The organism is Gordonia malaquae (assembly GCF_037148075.1).
GTDB classification, from domain to species: domain Bacteria; phylum Actinomycetota; class Actinomycetes; order Mycobacteriales; family Mycobacteriaceae; genus Gordonia; species Gordonia malaquae.
The window spans coordinates 351,827-373,838 of sequence record NZ_JBBCUB010000004.1 but is presented as its reverse complement, the minus strand read 5'-3'; the positions used below and the strand labels follow the sequence as shown (position 1 = coordinate 373,838).

Sequence of the window (22,012 nt, the reverse complement as noted above, 5' to 3'; positions counted from 1 at the left end):
CTCGAAGCGGGCCGGATCTTACGAAGCGGCCTTCGCCGCGGCGATGAAAGCGCGGACCTTGGCGTGGTCTTTGACGCCGGGCGAGGCCTCGACGCCGCTCGAGGTGTCGACTCCCCACGGGTGAGACCGCTTGATCGCGGCGGCGACGTTGTCGGCGGTCAACCCGCCGGCGAGGAGCCAGGTTCCGGACACTGCGCGGTCGGTGAGAACAGTCAGGTCCCAGGTCTCGCCCGAGCCCGGCTTCGGTGCGTCCAGCAGCAGAGCATCCTCGCCGTACGCCCCGACCTCCAACGGCGGGTCGTCGGCGAGCGACGTCGCCCGCCAGAGGCGAGGAAAGATCGCGGCGGCGGCGTCGAAATCGGCCCGGGTGTAGGCGCCGTGCAACTGCAGGACGGTGAACCCGAGGTCGGAAGCGATGCGTGCGGCGTCGGCCGCGGGCATGTCGTTGACCACGAGCACCGTGTCCAGCAGACTGCCCGCTCGATCGACGATCGAGCGGGCAGTCTCTGCGTCCACGGCACGCGAACTCGTCCGGTTCATCACCACTCCGACAGCGTCGGCGCCGGCCTCGACGGCGACGTCGACGGTGTCGGGATCGGTGAGTCCGCAGACCTTCACGTACATGAGGTCAACGGTAGTGGATCAGAGGAGTTCGACAACCGCCGACTTGTCGTTCATCACCACGACGGGCGTCTCGTTCATCACCACGACGGGCGTCACCGTCGGGTAACCGGCGGCTTCGATCTTCGCGAGATCGACATTGAGCAGCGCCTGGCCCTCGGTGACGGTGTCGCCTGCCTTGACGAGCGGCTCGAAGCCGTCGCCCTTCATCTTCACGGTGTCCAGGCCGACGTGGATGAGGACTTCGGTGCCGTCGGTCAGTTTGAGGCCGATGGCGTGTCCGGTCGGGAAGACCGTGACGACGGTGGCGTCCGCGGGGGCGGTGACCTCTCCCGACGTCGGGACGATCGCCGCGCCCGGGCCCATCATGCCCGATGAGAACGTCTTGTCCGGGACCTCCGACAGTGCGATCGCGTAGCCCTGCAGCGGACGCTTCAGGGTGACGGTCGCGGTCTTCTCGAGGGTGGCGACCGGGCCGGAGTCGACAGTCGCGTCCGGAACGGCGTCAGGGACGTCCGCGGCGTCCGGAGCGTCGATCTGACCGGCCATGATCTTCTCCATCGCGTCCTTCACGAACTGGACGTTGAGGCCGTAGATCACCTGGACGGAGTTGCCGCCGGGCTTGATGGTTCCAGCCGCGCCGGCGCGCTTGAGCGCTGGTTCGTCGATGACCGAGGTGTCGGCGATCTCCATCCGGAGGCGGGTCGCGCAGTTGTCGAGCTCGGTGATGTTGGCCTTGCCGCCGAGCGCGTCGATGAACTTGGCCGCAGTGCCGACGAATCCTGCGGACGAGTCGCCGTCCTCGCCCTCCACCTCGTCGTCGTCTTCACGACCGGGGGTCTTGAGCTGGAACTTCAGGATCACCCAGCGGAAGACGAAGAAGTAGATCAGGAACCAGATCGGGCCCATGATCAGGATGATCCACGGGTTCTCGGCCATGGGGTTGGTCCAGTTGAGCACCAGGTCGACGAAGCCGCCCGAGAAGCCGAAGCCCATGCGGACCGGCAACAGCTGGCTGATCGCCATCGAGATGCCCATGAACACCGCGTGGATCAGGAACAGGAACGGTGCGAGGAACATGAATGCGAACTCGAGCGGTTCGGTCACGCCGACGAAGAACGACGCCACCGCACCCGACAGCAGGATGCCGTAGGCGATCTTCTTGCGCTTGGTCTTCGCCGTCACGTACATGGCGAGTGCGGCGCCGGGCAGACCGAACATCATGATCGGGAAGAAGCCGGTCATGTACTGGCCGGTGACGCCGAAGACGCCCTCGCCCTTGTCGCCCGCCGCGAAGTTCGACAGATCGTTGATGCCCGCGACGTCGAACCAGAACACCGAGTTCAGGGCGTGGTGAAGGCCGAACGGGATGAGCAGTCGGTTGAAGAAGCCGTAGATGCCCGAGCCGAACGCGCCGAGTCCAACGATCCACTCGCCGAAGTTGACCAGGCCGGTGTACACGAACGGCCAGACGAACAGCAGGATCAGTCCGACGATCAGGGAGACGCCCGCGGTGACGATCGCGACCGAGCGGCGGCCCGAGAAGAACGACAATGCGTCGGGGAGTTTGGTGTCCTTGAAGCGGTTGTAGCAGAGCGCGCCGATCACGCCGCAGAGGATGCCGATGAACGCGTTCTGGAATGACCCGGGCGCAAACGCCGCGTTGACGTCGGGGGACTGCAGGACCAGCTTCCCGCCGACTTCGGCCACCTGCTGGCCTGCGCCGAGCTTCGAATCGGGGTTGAGTTCGGAGTTCGCGAATCCCGAGTTCAACAGGGTCATCACCGAGGTAGGGGCGAGCAGGCTGGTGATGATCAGCCATGACACCAGGCCGGCGAGCGCGGACGTGCCGTCCGACTTCTTCGCCATGCCGATGGACACACCGACGGCGAACAGAATCGGCATGTTGGCGATGATCGCCAACCCGGCCGTCTGCAGGAACGACGTGACGACGTTCGCCTGCCCGTCGTTCGCGCCGATTATCCAGTTGGATATACCGACAAGGATCGCGGCAACCGGCAGTACTGCAACTGGCAGCATGATCGATTTGCCGAGGTTCTGAAGGAATTTCATCATGCGGATCTCGCCCGTTCCTCACCTGTGACGTAGTGAACACTTGGTGTGTGCCCGGCTAGACATTACAGCGGGTGAGGAGTTCCGTGGCGGCGTTCTGTGGGGACCGTCCGGTCGGCTGATATGTTAGGGCAGGCTACCCAAGATTATGTATGGCTCTCCATCTGTGAAAGGCCCCCGATCATGCGCAAGACCCGACTCTTGGCGCTGCTCACCGCAGCTGCGCTCGCGGTGACTGTCACCGCTTGTTCCTCGTCGTCCGACGACACGACTGCCGGACCGTCCGGTGAAGGCTTCCCGATCACCGTCTCCCACGCTCTCGGCTCGACGACAATCGAGTCGGCAGACCGCATCGCGACCGTCGGCTGGTCGAACCAGGAGGTTCCCCTGGCGCTCGGTGTGGTTCCCGTCGGCATGGCGAAGGCCACCTGGGGAGACGACAACAACAACGGCGTTCTGCCGTGGGTTGAAGACAAGCTCAAAGAACTCGGTGCTGAGACTCCGACGATGTACGACGAGACAGATGGTCCCGACTTCGAGGCTGTCGCAGCGACCGAACCGGACGTGATCCTCGCCGCGTACTCCGGAATCACCAAAGACCAGTACGACAAGCTCAGCAAGATCGCGCCGGTCGTCGCCTACCCGAAGATCCCGTGGGGCACCACGTGGGAGGAGACAATCGCGCTCAACTCGAAGGCGATGGGTCGTGAGGGCGACGGCCAGAAGCTGATCGCGGACCTCACCGCACAGGTGAACGCTGCCGTCTCTGCGCATCCCCAGCTGAAGACGACCAAGACGATGTTCGCGTACCTGGAGCCGACTGACCTGAGCAAGATCGGCTACTACACGCTGAACGATCCGCGCGCCGAGTTCCTGAAGACTGCAGGCCTGCCGGTTCCGTCGGTTGTCGAGCGTTCGTCGTCGGAGACCGACAAGTTCTACGTCGACGTCAGCGCTGAGCAGGCCGACCAGTTCAACGACGTCGGTCTGATCATCACCTACGGTGACGACAGCACCCTCGCTCGGCTGCAGGCCGACCCGCTGCTCGGCAAGATCCCGGCGATCAAGGCCGGTCATGTCGCAATCCTGCAGGACTCCACCCCGTTGGCCGCAGCGTCGAACCCCTCGCCGCTGTCGATTCCGTGGGGCGCCGCGAAGTACTTCGATCTGATGGCGGCGTCACTCAAGTGACACGCACCCGGGTGACCGGGCGGATCGCGTTCCTGCTTATAGCGCTCGCCGTCCTGGCGGTCCTGTTCTGCGTGTCGATCGCGTTCGGCAACCGAGAGGTGTCGCTCGACGAGATCGGCAATGCGCTGTTCGGGTCCGCCGACTCGTTCGGCGAGGCGGCGATCGTCAAGCGAGTGCCGCGGACTGTACTGGCGATCCTGGTCGGCGCGGCGCTCGCGCTGTCGGGCGCCGGAATGCAAGCGGTGACTCGTAACCCGGTCGCCGACCCGGCGATTCTCGGGATCTCCGGTGGCGCGTCGCTCGCAGTGGTGGTCGGGTTGGTCTTCTTCGGACTCACCGACCCGTACTCGTTCATCGGCGCCGCGATCGTCGGTGCGGCCCTGACCGCGCTGTTCGTGTACGCGGTCGGCTCGATGGGTCGTGGCGGTCCGACGCCGCTGAAGCTCGCACTGTCCGGTGCGGCGACGGCCGCTGCGATCACCTGCTTGATCAGCGCCGTGCTGCTCCCGCGTGTGGACGTGATGTCGAAGTTCCAGCGCTGGCAGGTCGGCGGTGTCGGCGGTGCCGAGTGGGACCGCATAGCTGCTCTCGCCCCGGTGCTGGGTGTCGGAGTGATCATCACGTTCGCGTGTGCGCGAGGCATGAACTCGCTCGCCCTCGGTGACGATGTGGCGACCGGGCTCGGTGAGAACGTCGCTCGCACTCGACTGCTCACGGGCGTCGCCGCCGTTGTCCTTGCGGGCGCGGCGACCGCGATCGCGGGGCCGATCGGCTTCGTGGGTCTGCTGGTGCCGCACGCGTGCCGTGCGATCATCGGCACCGATCATCGGTGGCTGCTGCCGTTCACCGCTCTCGTCGGCGCATCGCTTCTCGTCCTGTCCGACGTGGTGGGACGAGTGATCGCACGGCCAGAAGAGGTCGACGTCGGTGTCGTCACGGCGATCATCGGCGCACCGTTCTTCATCTGGATCGTCCGTCGACAGAAGGTGCGTGAACTATGACGACGACGATCCAGTCCGTTCTCGCCGGACGTCGGTCGCGCGGGCGCCGTCGGATCACGATCCTGGCAGTGCTCGCAGCCCTGTGCGTCGTTCTCTTCTTCGTGTCGCTCATGGTGGGCTTGAAGTTCTATCCCTTGGACACGGTAATCCGCGTGATGTTCGGGGAACATGTGCGCGGCGCGACGTTCACCGTCGGCGAGCTCCGGCTGCCGCGCGCGTGCCTCGCTGCCTTGTCTGGTTTCGCGTTCGGTTTCGCCGGCGTGACGTTCCAGACTCTGCTCCGCAATCCGCTCGCCTCACCGGACATCATCGGCATCTCGTGGGGCGCGTCGGCGGCGGCAGTCGTCGGCATCGTCGTCTTCGGGCTCACCGGCACCTCGGTGTCCATGGTGGCGTTCATCGGAGCGGTCGCAGCCGCGGCGGCCGTCTACGGACTGTCGATGAACGGCGGTTTCGCAGCCACGCGCCTCATCCTGATCGGCATCGGCCTCGCTTCGATGCTCACCAGCATCGTGTCGTACACCTTGGCGCGCGCGTCCGAATGGGACATCGCGGTGGCGTTGCGCTGGCTCACCGGCAGCCTCGGGGAGCCGTCATGGGACCGTGTCGTTCCGCTCGCCGTCATCGTGGCCGTCGTCACGCCTCTGATGCTCTACCGGTCGCGAGACATGAACTCCCTCGCGCTCGGCGACGACACCTCCGCGGGGCTCGGCGTTCACGTCGAACGCACCCGGCTCCTGTACATCCTCGGTGCGGTGATCCTGCTCGCGTTCGCCACGGCCGGAGCCGGACCGATCTCGTTCGTCGCATTCATGTCGGGGCCGATCGCCGGGCGACTGATGACTCGCGCCGGCGGATCGATGCTCGTCCCGTCCGGGCTCGTCGGTGCGATCCTCGTGATGTCCGCCGACCTCATCGGTCAGTTCGCGCTGCCGCACCGCTACCCGGTCGGCGTCGTGACAGGTGTGCTCGGCGCCCCGTTCCTGATCTACCTGCTCATCCGTGTCAACCGGTCGGGAGGAACTCTGTGACCGCTCACCACTCATTGCACGCCGAGAAGATCCGGCTGTCGTACGGCGATCGGGTGATCGTCGACGCCTTGGACCTCGAAGTGCCGCCCGGCCTGATCACGTCGATCGTCGGGGCCAACGGTTGCGGGAAGTCGACGCTGCTGCGGGCACTCGCACGACTGCTCGGCCCGACGTCGGGCCAGGTGATTCTGGACGGCAAGGACATCTCGTCGCAGCGCTCGCGCGACGTCGCTCGGGTGCTCGGTCTGCTGCCGCAGAGTCCCGTCGCGCCCGAGGGCATCACGGTCGCCGACCTGGTCGGACGTGGCAGGCACCCGCACCAGCGGGCACTCGCCCGGTGGACGGCTCACGACTACGAGGCCGTCGCCGACGCCCTCGACGCGACGGGAATCGCCGACCTCGCCGACCGGTCGGTCGACGAACTGTCCGGTGGACAGCGCCAGCGCGTGTGGATCGCGATGGCGCTCGCACAGGAGACCGACATCCTGTTGCTCGACGAGCCCACGACATTCCTCGACGTCGCCCACCAGGTGGAGGTCCTCGATCTCCTCACCGACCTGCGCGAGGCGCGTGGCACCACGATCGTGATGGTGCTGCACGACCTGAACCTCGCGGCTCGTTACTCGGATCGGCTGATCGCAATGCAGTCCGGCCGGATCCATGCCAACGGAACACCCGAAGACGTCGTCACGTCCGAACTGGTCAGCGACGTCTTCGGGCTCAAGAGTCAGATCCTCACCGACCCCGTCTCGGGGAAACCCGCCGTCATGCCGATCGGAAGGCACCATGTCCGCTGACACCACCAGCCCGTTCGTTCTCGCTCGAGCCGACGTCGACGTCGTCGAACCGGTATCGCCGAACTTCGTACGCATCACCTTCACGGGGGCGGACGTCGATCAGATGGCGACCCCGGGCAACACGTTCGACCAGCGGATGAAGATCATCTTCCCGCCCACGTCCGGAGTCCTGCCCGACTTGGCAGGCGGCGACGACTGGTATCAGCAGTGGCTCGACGTCCCCGAGGACCAGCGCGGTTCGATGCGCACGTACTCGATCCGCGACGTGGTGGTCGACGACAACGGAACTACGAAGCTCGTCGTGGATTTCGTCCTGCACCTCGAGCCCGGCCTGACCGGTCCGGCGGCGACGTGGGCGTCCCGTGCGCAGCGCGGCGACACGGTGCTCCTGATGGGTCCGCGCCGCGGACGCACCGACGGCGGCGGAATCGAGTACGCCCCGGGTGGCGCCGAATCGGTTCTCCTCGCGGGTGATGAGACAGCCGCGCCCGCGATCGCCCGGATCCTCGAAGACGCACCGTCCGACCTGCGTGGCGACGCGTTCATCGAAGTGCCCACCGAAGCCGACATCCTGCCCTTCGCCGCACCCTCAGGTGTCGCCGTCCATTGGCTGCCGCGCGATGGTGCGGTCCACGGGGAACGTCTGCGTCCCGCCGTCCTCGAACACCTCGACGCGAGCACCACCGGTTCGACCGCGGATTCGGTCGACGCTCCCGACGAGGAGTCGCTGGTCTGGGAGACGCCGGACTTCTCCGGACTGGGCGAGGAGATCGCTGACGTCGCAGAACCGTCCGATCGCTACTTCTGGATCGCGGGGGAGAGCAAGGTCGTCACCGGAATCCGTCGGCACCTCGTGAAAGAACTCGGTGTCCACCGTTCCCAGGTCGCCTTCATGGGCTACTGGCGCCACGGCGTCGCGATGAAGGGCTGAACTCCGCTTCCCGACCGCTCACACCAGCGAATCGAGGTCGACGGTCACCGGAAACGGCACGTCGGACGTGTATGTGCCGGTGACCCAGTCGCCGACATAGCGGCCGTCGACCAGCGTGAGCGCTTCCAAGCGTGGAGTCCCTTCAAGGTCGACGATCCAGTAGTTCGGAATCCCTGCCTCGGCGTATTCGTAACGTTTGAGGACGAGGTCGACGCGTCGAGTGCCAGGAGAGAGAACCTCGACGATGACAACCACGTCGCGTGCGACGACCGGTCCGGATACTGGCCGCGTGACGACCAAGTCGGGTCGTCGAACGGTGGGCGGGAACGCGGCATCAAGGACGACGTCCACTTCCGGGATCGCGTCATAGTTGTCGGGCAGTGCCCCGTGCAGGTGCACCCCGAGCCGCATGATCGCGCGTTGATATCTCGGCGTTGGACTCGGCGACACGATCAGGACCCCCTCCTGAAGTTCTGACCGCACGGACGTGTCCTCCCCCAAGGCACGCCACTGCTCCAGGGACATCAACTCGTTGTGTCGCGAAGCGAGGGTCATGTGCCCGAGTCTAGTGTCGCGTGGTGAACGTTCCTTAATGGTTGGTGGCACCCCGCTGCACACCTGGCAGCGTTGTCGTCGGTCGCGATACCTGCCGGTATCCCTCCCTCCTCCGCCTTGCCAGCTGCACAGCGGAGCACCACCAACCGTCTAGGAACTTTCACCACGCGACACCAGGCTCGACCGCCAGTTCTCGACAGAGCGCTGTCCACAGGTCGGAACATCGAGAGCGTCGGCGCGGTTGGACAGAGCATGGCTGCTGATGACATCGAATACCGAATCGAACACGACACGATGGGCGAGGTGCGGGTTCCCGCGGCCGCGCTCTGGAGAGCGCAGACCCAGCGTGCCGTCGAGAACTTCCCGATCAGCTTCCGGCCGCTCGAGCGGACTCAGATCCGTGCGCTCGGACTGCTGAAGGCGGCGACAGCACAGGTCAATCACGACCTCGGGCTGCTCGATGCGCAGAAGGCGGATGCGATCGTCGCCGCCGCCCGCGAGATCGCCGACGGTGTGCACGACGCCCAGTTCCCGATCGACGTCTTCCAGACGGGCTCAGGCACCAGTTCGAACATGAACGCCAACGAGGTGATCGCGTCGATCGCCGCGCAGAACGGCGTGAGCGTCCACCCCAATGACGACGTCAACATGTCCCAGAGCTCAAACGACACGTTCCCGACCGCCACCCATGTCGCCGCGACTGAAGCCGTTGTGCGCGAACTCATTCCGGCGCTGGAGCAGCTCCACGACGCGCTGGCGACCAAGTCGTCGGAGTGGAGGACGGTCGTGAAGTCCGGGCGCACGCACCTCATGGATGCGGTTCCGGTGACGCTCGGCCAGGAGTTCGGCGGATACGCCCGGCAGGTCGAGGCCGGCGTCGAACGTCTGCGTGCGACTCTGCCTCGCGTCGGTGAGCTCGCGATCGGCGGCACCGCCGTCGGCACCGGACTCAACGCCCCGGAAGGCTTCGGGACCAAGGTGGTGGAGCAGCTCATCGCACTGACCGGCGTCGATGCGCTCAGCCTGGCGACCGACAACTTCGAGGCGCAGGCCGCGCGCGACGGACTCGTCGAGTTGTCCGGGCAGCTCAAGACTGTTTCCGTCTCGCTGACGAAGATCGCGAACGACGTCCGATGGATGGGTTCGGGTCCACTCACCGGCCTTGGTGAGATCGCACTTCCGGATCTGCAGCCCGGCAGTTCGATCATGCCCGGCAAGGTCAATCCGGTGTTGCCCGAAGCGGTCACGCAGGTGGCTGCTCAGGTGATCGGCAACGACGCCGCAGTCACGTGGGGCGGCGGCAACGGCGCCTTCGAGCTCAACGTCTACATCCCGATGATGGCGCGTAACGTGCTCGAGTCGATCACCCTGCTCACCAATGTGTCGAGGCTGTTCGCCGACCGGTGCATCAGCGGGCTCGTCGCGCACGAGGACCGTCTCCGCACCCTGGCGGAGTCGTCACCGTCGATCGTGACGCCGCTCAACTCCGCCATCGGATACGAAGAGGCCGCCGCTGTAGCCAAGGAGGCGCTGCGCGAGGGCAAGACCATCCGGCAGACCGTGATCGACCGTGGACTCATCGGCGACAAGCTGTCGCTCGACGAGCTCGACGCTCGCCTCGACGTGCTCAAGATGGCGAACGTCGACCGCCTCCGCTGACGTTCATGCGGGCTTCGACTGCGCTTTGGACGGGGTTCTCCCACTGCTCCTTGAGCGAGCGGAGCGAGTCGAAAGGCGGTGAGGTTCAGACCTTTCGACTCGCAAGCTCGCTCAAGGAACAGTGAGTCGTGCTCGCTCAAGGAGCAGGGGAGTGCGCCTTCAAGGAGCAGTGAAGGATCAGAGGGGTCAGCGTTCCTTCGAGCGGACGCGGATGCCGCTGATCGGCACATTGACGGTGCCCGAGGGATCGGTGAAGAAGTCGTTGCCCTTGTCGTCGACGACGATGAAGGCGGGGAAGCTCTCGACCTCGATCTTCCACACGGCCTCCATGCCGAGCTCGGGGTACTCGATCACTTCCTGGCTCTTGATGCAGTCGAGGGCCAGGCGTGCGGCGGGGCCGCCGATGGAGCCGAGGTAGAAGCCGCCGTGCGCGTCGCACGCGGTGGTGACCTGCTTGGACCGGTTGCCCTTGGCGAGCATCACCATCGAGCCGCCTGCCGCCTGGAACTGCTCGACGTAACTGTCCATGCGGCCGGCCGTGGTCGGTCCGAACGAACCCGACGCCATGCCCTCGGGGGTCTTCGCCGGTCCGGCGTAGTACACCGGGTGGTTCTTGAGGTACTCGGGCATAGGCTGCCCGGAGTCGAGGAGGTCCTTGATCTTGGCGTGCGCGATGTCGCGGGCCACGACCAGCGGGCCGGTCAGGGACAGACGGGTCTTCACCGGGTGCTTGGTCAGCTCGGCGAGGATGTCGGCCATCGGCTGGTTGAGGTCGATGTCGACCACCTCGCCGCCCGCGATGTCCTCGGCGACGCCCGCATCGGGCATGTACTGGGCAGGATCTGTCTCGAGCTGTTCGAGGAACACGCCGTCGGCGGTGATCTTGCCGAGGGCCTGACGGTCGGCCGAGCACGACACGGCGATCGCGACGGGGCACGACGCGCCGTGGCGGGGGAGTCGGACCACACGCACGTCGTGGCAGAAGTACTTGCCGCCGAACTGCGCGCCGATGCCGAACGACTGGGTGAGCTTGAAGACTTCTTCCTCCAGCTCGGTGTCGCGGAAGCCGTGCGCTGCCATCGACCCCTCAGTCGGGAGGTTGTCCAGGTAGTGAGCGGAGGCGTACTTGGCGGTCTTGAGCGCGAACTCGGCCGACGTTCCGCCGATGACCACGGCCAGGTGGTACGGCGGGCACGCGGCGGTGCCGAGCGAGCGGATCTTCTCGTCGAGGAACTCGAGCATGCGCTTCGGGTTCAGGATCGCCTTGGTCTCCTGGAACAGGAACGACTTGTTGGCCGAGCCGCCGCCCTTGGCCATGAACAGGAACTTGTACTCGGGACCCTTGGGGCCCTGCTCGGTCGCGTAGATCTCGATCTGCGCGGGCAGGTTGGTTCCGGTGTTCTTCTCGTCGTACGTCGTGATCGGCGCGAGCTGCGAGTAGCGCAGGTTGAGCTTGGTGTAGGCGTCGTACACGCCGCGGCTGATCACCTCGCCGTCGTCGACGCCGGTGAGGACGCCTTCGCTCTTCTTGCCCATGACGATCGCGGTGCCGGTGTCCTGACACATCGGGAGGACGCCGCCTGCTGAGATGTTGACGTTCTTCAGCAGATCGAGCGCCACGAAACGGTCGTTGCCCGACGCTTCCGGGTCGTCGATGATCTTGCGGAGCTGACGCAGATGCGCTGGGCGCAGGTAATGGCTGATGTCGTGCATCGCCTCGGAGGTGAGTCGCTGGATCGCTTCGGGCTCCACCTTCAGGAACTTCTGACCGTCCACCTCGAACGTCGAGACGCCCTCGGTGGTCACCAGACGATAGGGCGTGTCGTCCTGGTTCGCCGGGAGGAGATCCGAGTAGAGGAATTCGGGGGCCGATGCAGATTCGCTCACGGGACGCATGGTATCGATCGCATGCGGCCAGGCAGGAGTAAGGCTACCCTATATCACTGGTTGCGGGGTGAATCCGTGCTGGTCGGCGGCGCTTCGGTCAGTGATGCTCACGAACTGACGAGAGGCTCTGCGGGCTCGGCGCGACGGCCTCCGTCGACGTCGAGGAACGACGCCGCCGTCAGGTACGCCTCGACGATGAGCTCGTCGGCCCGACTGAAATCGAGGGCGCCGACCGTGATCGGGCACGGTGGCGGCAGGACGATCAGCTCGGCGTCGTCGGAGTATTCGCGGATGTCGGTGATCAGCCTGCGGTGGATGAGCAGGGCCATGGTGTGGAGGAGGATCTCGGCGACGTTGTCCGGCGGCTCGGTCAGCGTGCACGGGTCACCGCAGGGGAGGACGTAGACGATGTCCGCTCCCCGGTCGATCGCAGGTCCCAGAGCGGTGTTGTCGGAGACACCGCCGTCGACGAGTGTGCGGCCCTCCCACAGAACTGGCGGCAGAAGTCCGGGCAGCGCGCTGCTCGCGAGCACCGCATCGACGGCCGGTCCGGTCCGCAGCGGCACCTCGTCGCCGGTGACCAGGTCGGTGGCGATGACGGTGAGGTCGATCGGTGCGTCCTCGAGTCGATCGAACGTCAGGTGTTTGTCGACGAGGTCGCGCATCCCGCTGTCGTCGAACATCGACGGGCGCTGCCCGCGCAACGCTCCGACCACTTGGCGGACGCTCGGCGGAAAGAGATCCCACGCTTTGAGCGAACGCCACACGTCGGCGAGATCGTCGAGTGCCGCTCCCGTGAAACCGTGACCGGAGATGAACGACGCGTTCAACGCGCCGGCCGACGTGCCGATCAGGACGTCGGGGGAGACGCCCCGTTCGCGGAGCGCCTGCATCATGCCCACTTGGGTGGCGCCGAGATTGGCACCGCCTGCAAGGACAAAAGCGGTGGTCATGGCCGTGGAGATCGAGCCGGGAGGCCGACGTCGACCCGGTGGTGTTCGAGGTCGTGGAGGGCGTACACGGCGAACGTGTCCACTGTGAACGACGATCCGTTGCTGCGGAGGCCCCGTCGGTCCCACTGGTCGTCGGCGACCGCGTCGTAGGCGGCTGCGAACCGGGCCGCTGCGTCGGCGATCTCGCCCGCGACGACAGTCGGGTCTTGTGTCCGGTAGCCGTCCGCGACGGCGGTCTCGTCCTGGTCCCAGTTCGCGAACTCGGCGGGTTCGGTTGTCAGTATCAGTTCGAGACGCTGGGCCATGATGCGGTGCACATCGCGGATGTGACAGCCGTACTCGAGCGGCGACCACGTGGAGTCGTTCGGACGTTGCGTCGAGTCGGGCCCGGACAGGATACTCGCCCAGCCGTCGGCGGACGACGCGATCCGATCGCCGACCTCGTCTCGGTCCACCGTCGACGGGTCGAACCCGCAGTCGGTGCATCGGCGCGACATCACCCAGGTCCAATCCTTGGTGTCCGGTTCGATCGCCATGGTCGACAGTTTAGGCCGGTGATCTCAAGTGCACCGCGTCGACGAGCGACGCGAGCTCCGGCTGCGCGCCTGCTTCCTGGAGGGCTTCCTCGAGAGTGCGGTCGTGGGTGGGGCGTGCGGCTTCGAGAAGTGCGACGCCGGACGGTGTCAGTTCGGTGTAGATGCCTCGTCGGTCGTCGGCGCAGAGGATGCGCGTCAGAAGTCCGCGGTCTTCCAGGCGGGTCACCAGTCGGGTGGTCGCACTGCTCGACAGCGCTGCCGCACGAGCGAGCTGCTGCATCCGCATGTGCCATCCGTCCTGCCGGCTGAGTGCGTCGAGGACGGTGAACTCCACCACTGACAGTCCGTGTTCGGACTGCAGCGACCGCTCCAGCTTGGTCTCGATGAGGGCGTGGAGTGCCACGAGGGTGCGCCATCCGCGGGCGCGGATCTCGACCGCGTCGTCTGCGATTCCCATGGTCAGCCGCCTTTCGTCAGTGCGGTCAGCATAGCACCTTGCGAAGATAACCAGCGCGTGCAACTATCTAACTCGTTGCGTAAGCAAAGATTGCACACGCCGCTAATTGTAAGGAGTTGATATGCCTGTAGCGCTCTACGCCCTCGCCCTCGGCGGATTCGGGATCGGTCTCACGGAGTTCGTGATCATGGGGCTGCTGCCCGAAGTGGCCACCGACTTCGCCGTCACCGAGACCGTCGCCGGTTATCTGATCTCCGGCTACGCGTTGTCCGTCGCCGTTGGCGGCATTCTGATGACGGCGCTGCTCGGTCGGATCGACCGCAAGAAGGCGTTGCTCGGGCTGCTCGTCCTGTTCATCGTCGGCAACCTGATGTCGGCCACGGCGTCCACCTATGAACTGATGCTCGCAGGCCGGATCGTCGCCGCACTGTGCCACGGCGCATTCTTCGGAATCGGCGCCGTCGTCGCGGCGGAGCTGGTTCCAGAGAATCGCCGAGCAGGGGCAATTTCGATCATGTTCGCCGGCCTCACCATCTCCAACGTGCTCGGCGTCCCGCTCGGCACCTTCCTCGGTCAGGCCGCAGGCTGGCGGTCCACCTTCTGGGCCATCACCGTCATCGGCGTCATCGCGCTCATCGGTATCGCGGCGTTGGTCAAGCCGACTCCGGCGCCACGTGAGCGTGCTGGAGTCTTCGCCGAGTTCGGCATCTTCCGCAGCCGCCAGGTGTGGCTGTCGATGATCGTGACCGTCCTCGGATACGGAGGCATGTTCGGCGCCTTCACGTACATCGCTTACACCCTTACCGACGTCAGCGGCTTCAACTCGTCGACAGTGCCGTGGTTGCTCGTCCTCTTCGGTGTCGGTCTCTTCGTCGGCAACTTGCTCGGCGGCCGCGCTGCCGACCGAGATCTGCGCCGCACGCTGATCGCCCTGTTCATCGCTCTCGCAGTAGTGCTTGCGGCGTTTGCAGTGACCGCCGGCTCGCAGATCGCGACCGTCGTTGCACTAGTCCTCATGGGCGGCCTCGGCTTCGCTACCGTCCCCGGCCTGCAGATGCGCATCATGAACTACGCGGGGGATGCGCCGACGCTGGCCTCCGGCGCCAACATCGCGGCGTTCAACGTCGGAAACGCTCTCGGCGCCTGGATCGGCGGCCTCACCCTGGCCGCAGGGCTCGGCTACACCTCGCCGCTCTGGGTCGGCGCGATCATCACCGCGGCCGGGCTGGCTGTTTACCTGGTCGCCACCCGCCTGCCTGGCGGCGAGTCGGCAACCGCGGCCGACGGTGAACTCGTGGCAGCCTGACTACTCGCCGCTTCGACGGCGAGGGAACGGCCAACCGGCCCGCGTCGTCCAGTCGAATGACAGACTGTTCACAGCGAACAAGCTGTGTTCGATGTAGTTGATGTCAGCGTTCGACTCCGGGTCGACGCGCGGGAGAAAGGGCGCACCGATGAAGCGCAGCATCGCCGGAGTCGTGGGCGCCTTCCTCCTGTCTGGAACTGCGATCGTCGTCGTCGGATGCTCCGCGGAGCCGCTGTCGGCGGAGCAGACCACCGTCGACGAGCCGCTGACGCCGTGTGCGTTCGCGGAAGCGGACGATCTGGTGATGATGGTGCAGAATTCGGATCTCTCCGAGCGGCTGGCGTGGCCGATCACGTTCGAGCACGTCGACTGCTCCGGTGACTCGGCGATCGCCCACACCATGCCCGACGGCCGGACGCAGCCGACGGGGGTGCTGTTCCGCTATTCGGATGGAACCTGGCGGGCACTCGACGTCGGAACCTCGATCGACTGTGCCGCGTTCGGCGTGCCCGCGTCCGACGTCGGTCGCCTCGGCGGCTGTATGAAGGCCGTCGAGTAACTGTCTCCGTACGCTGGAATGGTGCGCATCCCTGACGAGCTGAACGCCCAACGACGTCTCGGGCCCGACTGGGAGAACTGGCTCGACCGGCTCCCGCGGCTCTGCGACGAGATCGTCTCCGACTGGGGGCTGACCGTGGTGGGAGAGCCGACCAACGGGTTCGCGTCGATCGTGATTCCGGTCAGCACCTCTGACGGGGACGCGATGCTGAAGGTCGGCTTCGACTCGTCCCCGGAGACCGAACATGAGCACCTCGCACTGACGTATTGGGCGGGGGACGGCGCCGTGACGATGTTCCGAGCCGACCCCGCCCGCCACGCGATGCTCCTCGAACAGCTCCATTCACGTGACCTGTCGCAGGAGTGGGACCTGCAGGCGTGCGAGATCGTCGCGGGCTTCTATTCGAGGCTGCACCGGCCCGCTCCGCCGCGGCTGCGGCCACTCACCGGTTTTGTCGACCGCTGGCTCGGCGCGCTTGAAGCCGACGCCAGGGAGATGCCGGTTCCGCGGAGGCTGATAGACCACGCCCTCAACCGCGGCAGGGCGTTCGTCGACGATCCGGCGTCGGTCGGGCGGATCATCCACGGCGACCTTCACTACGAGAACGTGCTCGCGGCCGACCGTGAGCCGTGGCTGGTGATCGATCCTCAGCCGATGTCGGGCGACCCGCACTATGAGCTCGCTCCGATGTTGTGGAACCGGTGGGACGAGATGGACGGCTACTTGCGCGAGTCGATCCAGCGCCGCTTCTACACGCTCGTCGAAGCTGCCGGACTCGACGACGACCGTGCCCGCGACTGGGTGATCGTCCGCATGATCCTCAATGCCCACTGGGCCGTTGAAGACGCCAAACGCATGAACCGCGCCCTCGACGCCGACGAGCGCGACTGGATCACCCGCTGCATCGCCGTGGCCAAAGCCGTCCAGCGCTAGCCTTCCCCGCTCCGTGCAGGAGCCTGCTCTTGCTCCTTGAACGCCGCTGTCCCTCTGCTCCTTGGGCGACGCCGCCCTTGCTCCTTGAGCGAGCTTGCGAGTCGAAAGGCCGGGATGCTGCCACGCATCAACTGTCGAACACAATAGCTAGACTATTGTGTTCTCTCACACACAGGAGTAAACTGGACATAACGACAACACCGGCAGGCACTCCGAAGGAGGTGGCACCCCATGACCAGCATCGATCTCCCCGACAACCCGGTCGACCTCGCCCGCCTGCAGGACGCGGTCGCGGAGAAGCTGGCCCGGGTGTCCCTCGACGGGCTGTCGAATCGGGAGCTCCTCGGTGTGGTGCAGGATGTGGAGCGTTCGCACCGCCGCAACGTCGGTGTTGATTCCCGGCTGTTCGTCGAGGTCTCTGAGCGGGGTGCTCACCGTGATGTGGGATCGCCGTATCCGCAGCACTACCTGCAGCATCACCTGCGGTTGAGTGCGGGGGAGAACCGCCGCAGGCGTGATGCCTCCGCCGGGCTGATCCCGATGTTCGCCTTCACCGGTGAGAAGCTCGACTCGCCGTTGCCTGCGACGGCCGCCGCGGTCGCCGACGGGGACCTGTCTCTCGAGCATGTCACCGAGATCGTGGCGATGGTCGAGAACATCCCCGCCGCGATCCCGGCCGAGGACAAAGCGCGTGCTGAGGCGCAACTGGCCGAGGTCGCTCGGACGCTCACTCCGGAGGGCACGCGGACGGCGGGCAAGCGGATCCTGGCCCATCTTGATCCTGATGGTGAGCTCACCGATGATGCCGATCGCGCCCGTACGAGGGGTGTGACGTTGGCGCCGCAGGACCGCCGGTTGATGTCGGCGATCAGCGCCAGGCTGACTCCGGCCGCGCGAGCCAAGCTCGAGGCGTTGCTGGTGCTGTGGGCCGCGCCCGGGATGAACAATCCCGACGACCCGCAGTCGCCGTCGGGGGCGGCGACCACCGTCGACCCGGCGGCCCTGGCGGCTGCGCGTGAGCGTGACACTCGCACGCAGGCCCAGCGCAATCATGATGCGCTCGATGCGATGTGGACGGTGCTGCTCGAGGCCGGTGGTCTCGGCGAGTCGACGGGGCTGCCCGCGCATCTGGTGGTGACCGCCGCGCTCGGCGACCTCGAGTCTCGTTCGGGTGTGGCGGTCACCGCGACCGGGACTCGCATGCCGGTGAAGGACCTGGTGGAGATCGCCGCCGATGCCACGCCGTGGCTCGAGGTGTTCGGCGATGCGTCGTCGCAGGTCCTGTACCTGGGGCGGGGAAGCGTTTCGCGTCGTTGCCGCAGCGGTTGGCGTTGTTCGGTCGGGATCGTGGGTGCACCGCGCCCGGCTGCACCGTGCCGTGGTCGCGGACCCAGGCCCACCACATGCCTGACTGGGCCGACGGTGGGCCGACCGACATCGATCACCTCGGCGGGGCGTGCGGCGGCCACAATCGGATCGTGTCCACCCGGCCGGGCGGGTGGGAGAGCACCATCGTCGAGGTGGGTCCGTTCGCCGGTCGGGTCGGGTGGCGGCCGACCGGGTCGAACCAGCCGTGGCAGGTCAACCACGCACTCCAACCCGAGAAAGCACTGCCCGACCGGGCGGCCCGGACCACCGAGTCTGGGTCGGCCGTGGAGAAGTGGCTCGGCTGCCGGCTCCCCAGTCCACCACCGGGACCACCGGTCCCGGAAGGGACGGATGTGGTGCGCGACCCCGCCTGACATGGTCAGGCGGGGACACCGCCATGCCCGATGTCAGGCAAGCATGCGCGCGCGGAGCTTGTCGATCGTCGCCTGGTCGATCTTCAGACCCTTGCGAACGTAGCGGTCCATCGAACCGTAGAGACGCTTCACTTGATCGAACGCGGCATTCAGCCAGGACAGCTCAACGGCGTCGCTGCGGCCGAGGTAAGTGTTCGACTTCATGAAGTCGGCTTCGATGGTCGCGCGCGGGACGCCGAGGATGCTCAGGATGATCGCGGTGCCCCAGCCTGTGCGGTCCTTGCCCGCGCTGCAGTGGAAGACCATGCCGCCGGGGTTGGTCGCGGCGGCTTTGACGAGGTCACGGAAAGCCGCGTCCGAGCCGACGAAGCTGACCATGAACGGGTAGCCGATGCTCTGCCCGACATTCGACGACTTCGTCGTGTACGCGTCGATCAATGCGCGCCCGAGTGTGATCGGCACGAATTCGTGGAACCAGAGTCCGCTGTTCAGGCTGACGACGTCGGCCACCTGGTAGCGGATGCCTGCGGGCATCTGATCGGGCGCCTCATCGCGTTCGGATGCGTTGCGGAGGTCCACGTCGAGGGTGATTCCGAGGTCGACGAGTGTCTGCTTGTCGGCGTCGGTGAGGTTGCTCAACTTGTTGGAGCGGAACAACTCCCCGGTGCGGACGGTCTTGCCGTCCACCGTCTCGTACCCGCCGATGTCGCGGAAGTTCGAGGCACTCGCCAGTCGAGGGGCGGCCGACGCGGTGCCCGCCACGCCGGGAACCAGTGCGATGGCGGCGAGGACTGCGAGGAACAGTGTTGCAGCGCGGAGGGGCAGCGAGCGGAAGGTGATCACTGCCGGAGACTAGCGCCGCGACGTGGCGATCGCACGGCGCAGTGTCGTGTTCGGCACGAATCGTCGGCTTCCATCGCGTGAACTTCGATCGAGCGACAAGGCGGTACGCATGACGTGCACTATGAAGGCATGAGTCGTCACGTGGTGGTCGCCACTGGGTTGGGCCCGGTGACGATCGTCGCTGACGGCGACTGTGTCGTCGGGCTGTACTTCGACGATCAGGCGAGACGTCCCGAGGACTCACGCTTCGGCGAGGACGTCAGCTCCGCGCCGGATGCATTGCTTAGAGCTGCGTCGTCCCAACTCGCGGAGTACCTCGCGGGGGAGCGGACGACGTTCGACCTGCCTCTGGCACTTGTGGGCACGGACTTCCAGCGCAAAGTGTGGGCCATGTTGGAGGAGATCCCGTTCGGCGAGACGGTCAGCTACGGGTGGGTGGCCGAGCGTCTCGGCGGCAAAGGCCTGTCGTACGCAGTCGGTCAGGCGGTCGGCTCGAACCCGATCGGCGTGATCGTTCCGTGCCATCGGGTGATCGGCTCAGACGGCTCGCTCACGGGATACGCCGGCGGTCTCGAGCGGAAACAGGCGCTCCTGACCCTTGAAGAACCGCCGGCCGAAGACGCAGGCCGGTTGTTCTGACGGGCTACGTGCCCCCAGTCGGACTCGAACCGACACTTTGCGGATTTTAAGTCCGCTGCCTCTGCCAATTGGGCTATGGGGGCGCGGGGACAAGCATGCCAGGTGTGGTGGACGAGACAGCCGTGCGGCTGGCCCTTCTCGCAAAAATGAGTACGCTCAATATTGAGCACGATCCGTAGAGGAGGCGCGAGATGGAGCGGGGACGACGCGACCGCAACATGGCGGACAAGCGCGACCGCATCTTCCGCGCGGCTTCCGACCTCTTCGACGAGCACGGCTTCGAATCGGTTACGACTCGGCAGATCTCCGATCGCGCCGACGTCGCCGCAGGCACCCTCTTTCGCTACGCGTCGTCCAAGGGCGAGTTGCTGTTGATGATCTACAACGAGAGGTTCGCCGCTGCCCTCGACGAGGGAATCGTCGTGGCAGAAGCTGCGGCGGACGTCGTCGACGCACTCCTGGCTGTCGTCGAGCCGATCCTGGCGAGCGCTCGAGTTCGACCGGAGGACGCTGCCGCGTATCAGCGTGAACTGATCTTCGGCGCTCCGGCTGAGCGGTACCGCGCGGTGGGGCTTGAACTCGTCGCGCGGACGCAGACGGCGATCGTCGACGTGCTCGAGCGGGAAGCTTCGCGGCAGGGCCTCGACCCGTCACCCGCTGCCGCTCGCCTGGCCGGTCGCACCGCATTCGCGGCCGTCCACCTCGCCGTCGCAGCGCATGCGGCGAGCGCACCCACAGACTCCGCCGACGACCTCCGCCGACAACTGCGGCAGATCGTGGACGGCTACCTGATCGACCCTTCTCACGAGAGGAACCGGCAATGACCGACATCAAGAACGTGGTAGTCCTCGGCACAGGCGTGCTCGGATCGCAGATCGCCTTCCAGTCCGCTTATCACGGCTTCGCCGTCACCGCGTACGACATCAACAACGACGCCATCGAGCAGGCGAAAGGCCGATTCGCCGGACTGGTCGAGACGTACAAGAACGAGGTCAAGGGTGCTGCGGACGGGAAGGCCGACGAGGCCCTGACGCGCGTGTCCTACTCGTCCGACCTCGCGGACGCCGTCAAAGATGCCGACCTGGTGATCGAGGCGATCCCGGAGATCCTCGACCTCAAGCGGAGCACCTACGCCACCCTCGGCGAGGTGGCGCCGGCCAAGACGATCTTCGCGACCAACTCGTCGACCCTGCTGCCCAGCGACATCGCCGACTCGACCGGCCGCCCTGACCGATTCCTCGCACTGCACTTCGCCAACCACGTGTGGGCGTTCAACACCGCTGAGATCATGGGCACCGCCCAGACCGACCCGGCAGTGTTCGACACCGTGGTCGAGTTCGCGGGGGGGATCGGCATGGTGCCGATCCCGATCCACAAGGAGAAGGCCGGCTACGTCCTCAACTCGATGCTGGTGCCGTTCCTCAACGCCGGCCTCGCGCTCGCAGCAGGCGGATACGCCGCGCCGGAGGACGTCGACAAGACCTGGCGCATCGGCACCGGCGCACCCATGGGGCCGTTCCAGATCTACGACGTCGTCGGACTCAACACTCCGTACAACATCCTGATGAACGGCGGCGACGACGAGCAGAAGCTTGCCGCCTGGCTCAAGGGGAACTACATCGACAAGGGCAAGCTCGGCCTCGCCGCCGGAGAGGGCTTCTACAAGTACAGCTAGTCGCAGACCAGGGGCAGGAACACCTCGTCGACGATCGCCTCGAGCGTTTCGTCGGGGACCGGCTTCAGGGTCATCAAGACCTCGTGGCGATACAGATTGAACGGCACGGCTCGCACCAACGGTGTGAGCCGTGCTTCGTTTATGTCGCCACGCGCGACAGCGCGATCGAGGATCTCGTCGATCCCCAACCGCTGCCCGCCCAGCAGGAGGTCGCGGACGTCGCTCGGCGTGGAGCCGGACTCGTCGTAATACTCGCCGAGACTGGCGGAGAGCAGGACGAGGAAGTTTGATCGTCGCTGGTTGGAGCGACGCAGAGCGGCGAGCAGGTCGCCGCGCAGGCTCCCGGTGTCGGGCGCCGACACGTCTTCGGCGGCTCCGTGGTGACGGATGGTCGCCTGCAGGAGTTCGGTGCGCGACGACCACCGCCGGTACAGGACCGGTCGCGACGTTCCGGCTCGCTCCGCGACGGCCTCGAACGTGAATCCGGCGTATCCGCGCTCGGTCAGCTGTTCCCACGCCGCGTCGAGCAGCGCTGCTTCCAGCTCGGCTCCGCGCCTGCGCGTCGGCTTCTCATTAAGAGTCACTTGCGCATCTTATCTCATCGGCCTACAGTCGGCGGCAGA

Annotated in this window: 21 protein-coding genes, 1 tRNA gene and 1 pseudogene; 13 read left to right on the top strand and 10 right to left on the bottom strand. The window is 66.1% G+C overall.

Translation table 11 applies throughout. From position 1 onward, the window contains the following. Window positions 1–18 precede the first annotated feature (18 nt). Together WFK36_RS16200 and nagE are read right to left on the bottom strand one after the other, a co-directional pair. A complete protein-coding gene (locus WFK36_RS16200) occupies window positions 19–624 on the bottom strand; it encodes a phosphoribosylanthranilate isomerase (protein WP_336792903.1) in 606 nt (201 codons plus the stop codon). Window positions 625–642: 18 nt separating this feature from the next. Beyond that, window positions 643–2,697, bottom strand: coding sequence for an N-acetylglucosamine-specific PTS transporter subunit IIBC (nagE, locus tag WFK36_RS16195; RefSeq protein ID WP_336792901.1), 2,055 nt, complete (start codon window positions 2,695–2,697; stop codon window positions 643–645). A gap of 180 nt (window positions 2,698–2,877) precedes the next feature. On the opposite strand from nagE, the gene WFK36_RS16190 reads away from it, so the two are divergent. Genes WFK36_RS16190 through WFK36_RS16170 form a run of 5 tightly spaced genes read left to right on the top strand, consistent with a single transcriptional unit; the run spans window position 2,878 to window position 7,645 of the window. Continuing rightward, complete coding sequence (locus tag WFK36_RS16190; protein WP_008381036.1) at window positions 2,878–3,885, top strand: iron-siderophore ABC transporter substrate-binding protein; 1,008 nt, start codon at window positions 2,878–2,880, stop codon at window positions 3,883–3,885. Next, a complete protein-coding gene (locus tag WFK36_RS16185) occupies window positions 3,882–4,886 on the top strand; it encodes a FecCD family ABC transporter permease (RefSeq protein ID WP_336792900.1) in 1,005 nt (334 codons plus the stop codon). The genes WFK36_RS16190 and WFK36_RS16185 overlap by 4 nt, the downstream gene beginning before the upstream one ends. Beyond that, window positions 4,883–5,917 carry a FecCD family ABC transporter permease gene (locus WFK36_RS16180; protein WP_336792898.1) on the top strand — a complete coding sequence of 345 codons (1,035 nt, stop codon included), beginning with the start codon at window positions 4,883–4,885 and terminating at the stop codon, window positions 5,915–5,917. The genes WFK36_RS16185 and WFK36_RS16180 overlap by 4 nt, the downstream gene beginning before the upstream one ends. Next, complete coding sequence (locus WFK36_RS16175) at window positions 5,914–6,714, top strand: ABC transporter ATP-binding protein (protein ID WP_336792896.1); 801 nt, start codon at window positions 5,914–5,916, stop codon at window positions 6,712–6,714. The genes WFK36_RS16180 and WFK36_RS16175 overlap by 4 nt, the downstream gene beginning before the upstream one ends. Next, a complete protein-coding gene (locus tag WFK36_RS16170; protein ID WP_336792895.1) occupies window positions 6,704–7,645 on the top strand; it encodes a siderophore-interacting protein in 942 nt (313 codons plus the stop codon). Before WFK36_RS16175 ends, WFK36_RS16170 begins: the two co-directional genes overlap by 11 nt. Window positions 7,646–7,663: 18 nt before the next feature. On the opposite strand, the gene WFK36_RS16165 is transcribed toward WFK36_RS16170, so the two are convergent. Further along, a complete protein-coding gene (locus WFK36_RS16165; RefSeq protein WP_336792894.1) occupies window positions 7,664–8,200 on the bottom strand; it encodes a Uma2 family endonuclease in 537 nt (178 codons plus the stop codon). Between the two features lie 252 nt (window positions 8,201–8,452). Here WFK36_RS16165 and WFK36_RS16160 point away from each other — a divergent pair, with 252 nt between their 5' ends. Continuing rightward, a complete protein-coding gene (locus WFK36_RS16160; protein ID WP_336792893.1) occupies window positions 8,453–9,859 on the top strand; it encodes a class II fumarate hydratase in 1,407 nt (468 codons plus the stop codon). Window positions 9,860–10,045: 186 nt separating this feature from the next. On the opposite strand, the gene WFK36_RS16155 is transcribed toward WFK36_RS16160, so the two are convergent. The 4 genes from WFK36_RS16155 to WFK36_RS16140 form a co-directional block, all read right to left on the bottom strand. Continuing rightward, window positions 10,046–11,746 (bottom strand): fumarate hydratase, encoded by a 1,701-nt coding sequence (locus WFK36_RS16155; RefSeq protein ID WP_336792892.1) that lies wholly within the window; start codon window positions 11,744–11,746, stop codon window positions 10,046–10,048. A gap of 107 nt (window positions 11,747–11,853) precedes the next feature. After that, window positions 11,854–12,699 (bottom strand): patatin-like phospholipase family protein, encoded by an 846-nt coding sequence (locus WFK36_RS16150; RefSeq protein ID WP_336792891.1) that lies wholly within the window; start codon window positions 12,697–12,699, stop codon window positions 11,854–11,856. Further along, a complete protein-coding gene (locus WFK36_RS16145; protein ID WP_336792890.1) occupies window positions 12,696–13,235 on the bottom strand; it encodes a DinB family protein in 540 nt (179 codons plus the stop codon). Before WFK36_RS16145 ends, WFK36_RS16150 begins: the two co-directional genes overlap by 4 nt. A 10-nt stretch (window positions 13,236–13,245) precedes the next feature. Next, entirely contained in the window at window positions 13,246–13,692 is a 447-nt protein-coding gene (locus tag WFK36_RS16140) for a MarR family winged helix-turn-helix transcriptional regulator (protein WP_336792888.1), read from the bottom strand. A gap of 121 nt (window positions 13,693–13,813) precedes the next feature. Here WFK36_RS16140 and WFK36_RS16135 point away from each other — a divergent pair, with 121 nt between their 5' ends. The 4 genes and pseudogenes from WFK36_RS16135 (at window position 13,814) to WFK36_RS16120 (ending at window position 18,232) form a co-directional block, all read left to right on the top strand. Continuing rightward, window positions 13,814–14,998: an MFS transporter gene (locus tag WFK36_RS16135; RefSeq protein ID WP_336792886.1), complete on the top strand. Its 1,185-nt coding sequence runs from the start codon at window positions 13,814–13,816 to the stop codon at window positions 14,996–14,998. A gap of 148 nt (window positions 14,999–15,146) precedes the next feature. Next, window positions 15,147–15,557 carry a hypothetical protein gene (locus tag WFK36_RS16130; RefSeq protein ID WP_008382254.1) on the top strand — a complete coding sequence of 137 codons (411 nt, stop codon included), beginning with the start codon at window positions 15,147–15,149 and terminating at the stop codon, window positions 15,555–15,557. A gap of 18 nt (window positions 15,558–15,575) precedes the next feature. Beyond that, window positions 15,576–16,490, top strand: a complete 915-nt coding sequence (locus WFK36_RS16125; protein ID WP_008382253.1) for an aminoglycoside phosphotransferase family protein — start codon at window positions 15,576–15,578, stop codon at window positions 16,488–16,490. Between the two features lie 231 nt (window positions 16,491–16,721). Beyond that, a pseudogene (locus WFK36_RS16120) lies at window positions 16,722–18,232 on the top strand (HNH endonuclease signature motif containing protein). A gap of 33 nt (window positions 18,233–18,265) precedes the next feature. On the opposite strand, the gene WFK36_RS16115 reads toward WFK36_RS16120, so the two are convergent. Next, window positions 18,266–19,075, bottom strand: coding sequence for a tyrosine-protein phosphatase (locus WFK36_RS16115; protein ID WP_336792883.1), 810 nt, complete (start codon window positions 19,073–19,075; stop codon window positions 18,266–18,268). 129 nt (window positions 19,076–19,204) lie between these two features. On the opposite strand from WFK36_RS16115, the gene WFK36_RS16110 reads away from it, so the two are divergent. After that, window positions 19,205–19,714, top strand: coding sequence for a methylated-DNA--[protein]-cysteine S-methyltransferase (locus tag WFK36_RS16110; protein ID WP_040520165.1), 510 nt, complete (start codon window positions 19,205–19,207; stop codon window positions 19,712–19,714). 9 nt (window positions 19,715–19,723) lie between these two features. Here the strand turns inward: WFK36_RS16110 and WFK36_RS16105 are convergent. Then, window positions 19,724–19,797: transfer RNA gene (locus tag WFK36_RS16105), tRNA-Leu, on the bottom strand. Between the two features lie 108 nt (window positions 19,798–19,905). Between WFK36_RS16105 and WFK36_RS16100 the strand changes: the two genes are divergently transcribed. Together WFK36_RS16100 and WFK36_RS16095 are read left to right on the top strand one after the other, a co-directional pair. Next, window positions 19,906–20,538: a TetR/AcrR family transcriptional regulator gene (locus WFK36_RS16100; protein ID WP_336792881.1), complete on the top strand. Its 633-nt coding sequence runs from the start codon at window positions 19,906–19,908 to the stop codon at window positions 20,536–20,538. Further along, window positions 20,535–21,389: a 3-hydroxyacyl-CoA dehydrogenase gene (locus WFK36_RS16095; protein ID WP_336792879.1), complete on the top strand. Its 855-nt coding sequence runs from the start codon at window positions 20,535–20,537 to the stop codon at window positions 21,387–21,389. The genes WFK36_RS16100 and WFK36_RS16095 overlap by 4 nt, the downstream gene beginning before the upstream one ends. On the opposite strand, the gene WFK36_RS16090 is transcribed toward WFK36_RS16095, so the two are convergent. After that, window positions 21,386–21,973: a TetR/AcrR family transcriptional regulator gene (locus tag WFK36_RS16090; RefSeq protein WP_336792878.1), complete on the bottom strand. Its 588-nt coding sequence runs from the start codon at window positions 21,971–21,973 to the stop codon at window positions 21,386–21,388. The two genes, WFK36_RS16095 and WFK36_RS16090, sit on opposite strands and share 4 nt — an antisense overlap. Between the last annotated feature and the right edge of the window lie 39 nt (window positions 21,974–22,012).

Excerpts from the sequence above, each read along its gene's own strand:
- WFK36_RS16200 (WP_336792903.1), bottom strand. The coding sequence starts at position 624 with ATGTACGTGAAGGTCTGCGGACTCACCGATCCCGACACCGTCGACGTC.
- nagE (WP_336792901.1), bottom strand. The coding sequence starts at position 2,697 with ATGATGAAATTCCTTCAGAACCTCGGCAAATCGATCATGCTGCCAGTT.
- WFK36_RS16190 (WP_008381036.1), top strand. The coding sequence starts at position 2,878 with ATGCGCAAGACCCGACTCTTGGCGCTGCTCACCGCAGCTGCGCTCGCG.
- WFK36_RS16180 (WP_336792898.1), top strand. The coding sequence starts at position 4,883 with ATGACGACGACGATCCAGTCCGTTCTCGCCGGACGTCGGTCGCGCGGG.
- WFK36_RS16170 (WP_336792895.1), top strand. The coding sequence starts at position 6,704 with ATGTCCGCTGACACCACCAGCCCGTTCGTTCTCGCTCGAGCCGACGTC.
- WFK36_RS16165 (WP_336792894.1), bottom strand. The coding sequence starts at position 8,200 with ATGACCCTCGCTTCGCGACACAACGAGTTGATGTCCCTGGAGCAGTGG.
- WFK36_RS16160 (WP_336792893.1), top strand. The coding sequence starts at position 8,453 with ATGGCTGCTGATGACATCGAATACCGAATCGAACACGACACGATGGGC.
- WFK36_RS16150 (WP_336792891.1), bottom strand. The coding sequence starts at position 12,699 with ATGACCACCGCTTTTGTCCTTGCAGGCGGTGCCAATCTCGGCGCCACC.
- WFK36_RS16145 (WP_336792890.1), bottom strand. The coding sequence starts at position 13,235 with ATGGCGATCGAACCGGACACCAAGGATTGGACCTGGGTGATGTCGCGC.
- WFK36_RS16140 (WP_336792888.1), bottom strand. The coding sequence starts at position 13,692 with ATGGGAATCGCAGACGACGCGGTCGAGATCCGCGCCCGCGGATGGCGC.
- WFK36_RS16135 (WP_336792886.1), top strand. The coding sequence starts at position 13,814 with ATGCCTGTAGCGCTCTACGCCCTCGCCCTCGGCGGATTCGGGATCGGT.
- WFK36_RS16130 (WP_008382254.1), top strand. The coding sequence starts at position 15,147 with ATGAAGCGCAGCATCGCCGGAGTCGTGGGCGCCTTCCTCCTGTCTGGA.
- WFK36_RS16125 (WP_008382253.1), top strand. The coding sequence starts at position 15,576 with ATGGTGCGCATCCCTGACGAGCTGAACGCCCAACGACGTCTCGGGCCC.
- WFK36_RS16110 (WP_040520165.1), top strand. The coding sequence starts at position 19,205 with ATGAGTCGTCACGTGGTGGTCGCCACTGGGTTGGGCCCGGTGACGATC.
- WFK36_RS16100 (WP_336792881.1), top strand. The coding sequence starts at position 19,906 with ATGGAGCGGGGACGACGCGACCGCAACATGGCGGACAAGCGCGACCGC.
- WFK36_RS16095 (WP_336792879.1), top strand. The coding sequence starts at position 20,535 with ATGACCGACATCAAGAACGTGGTAGTCCTCGGCACAGGCGTGCTCGGA.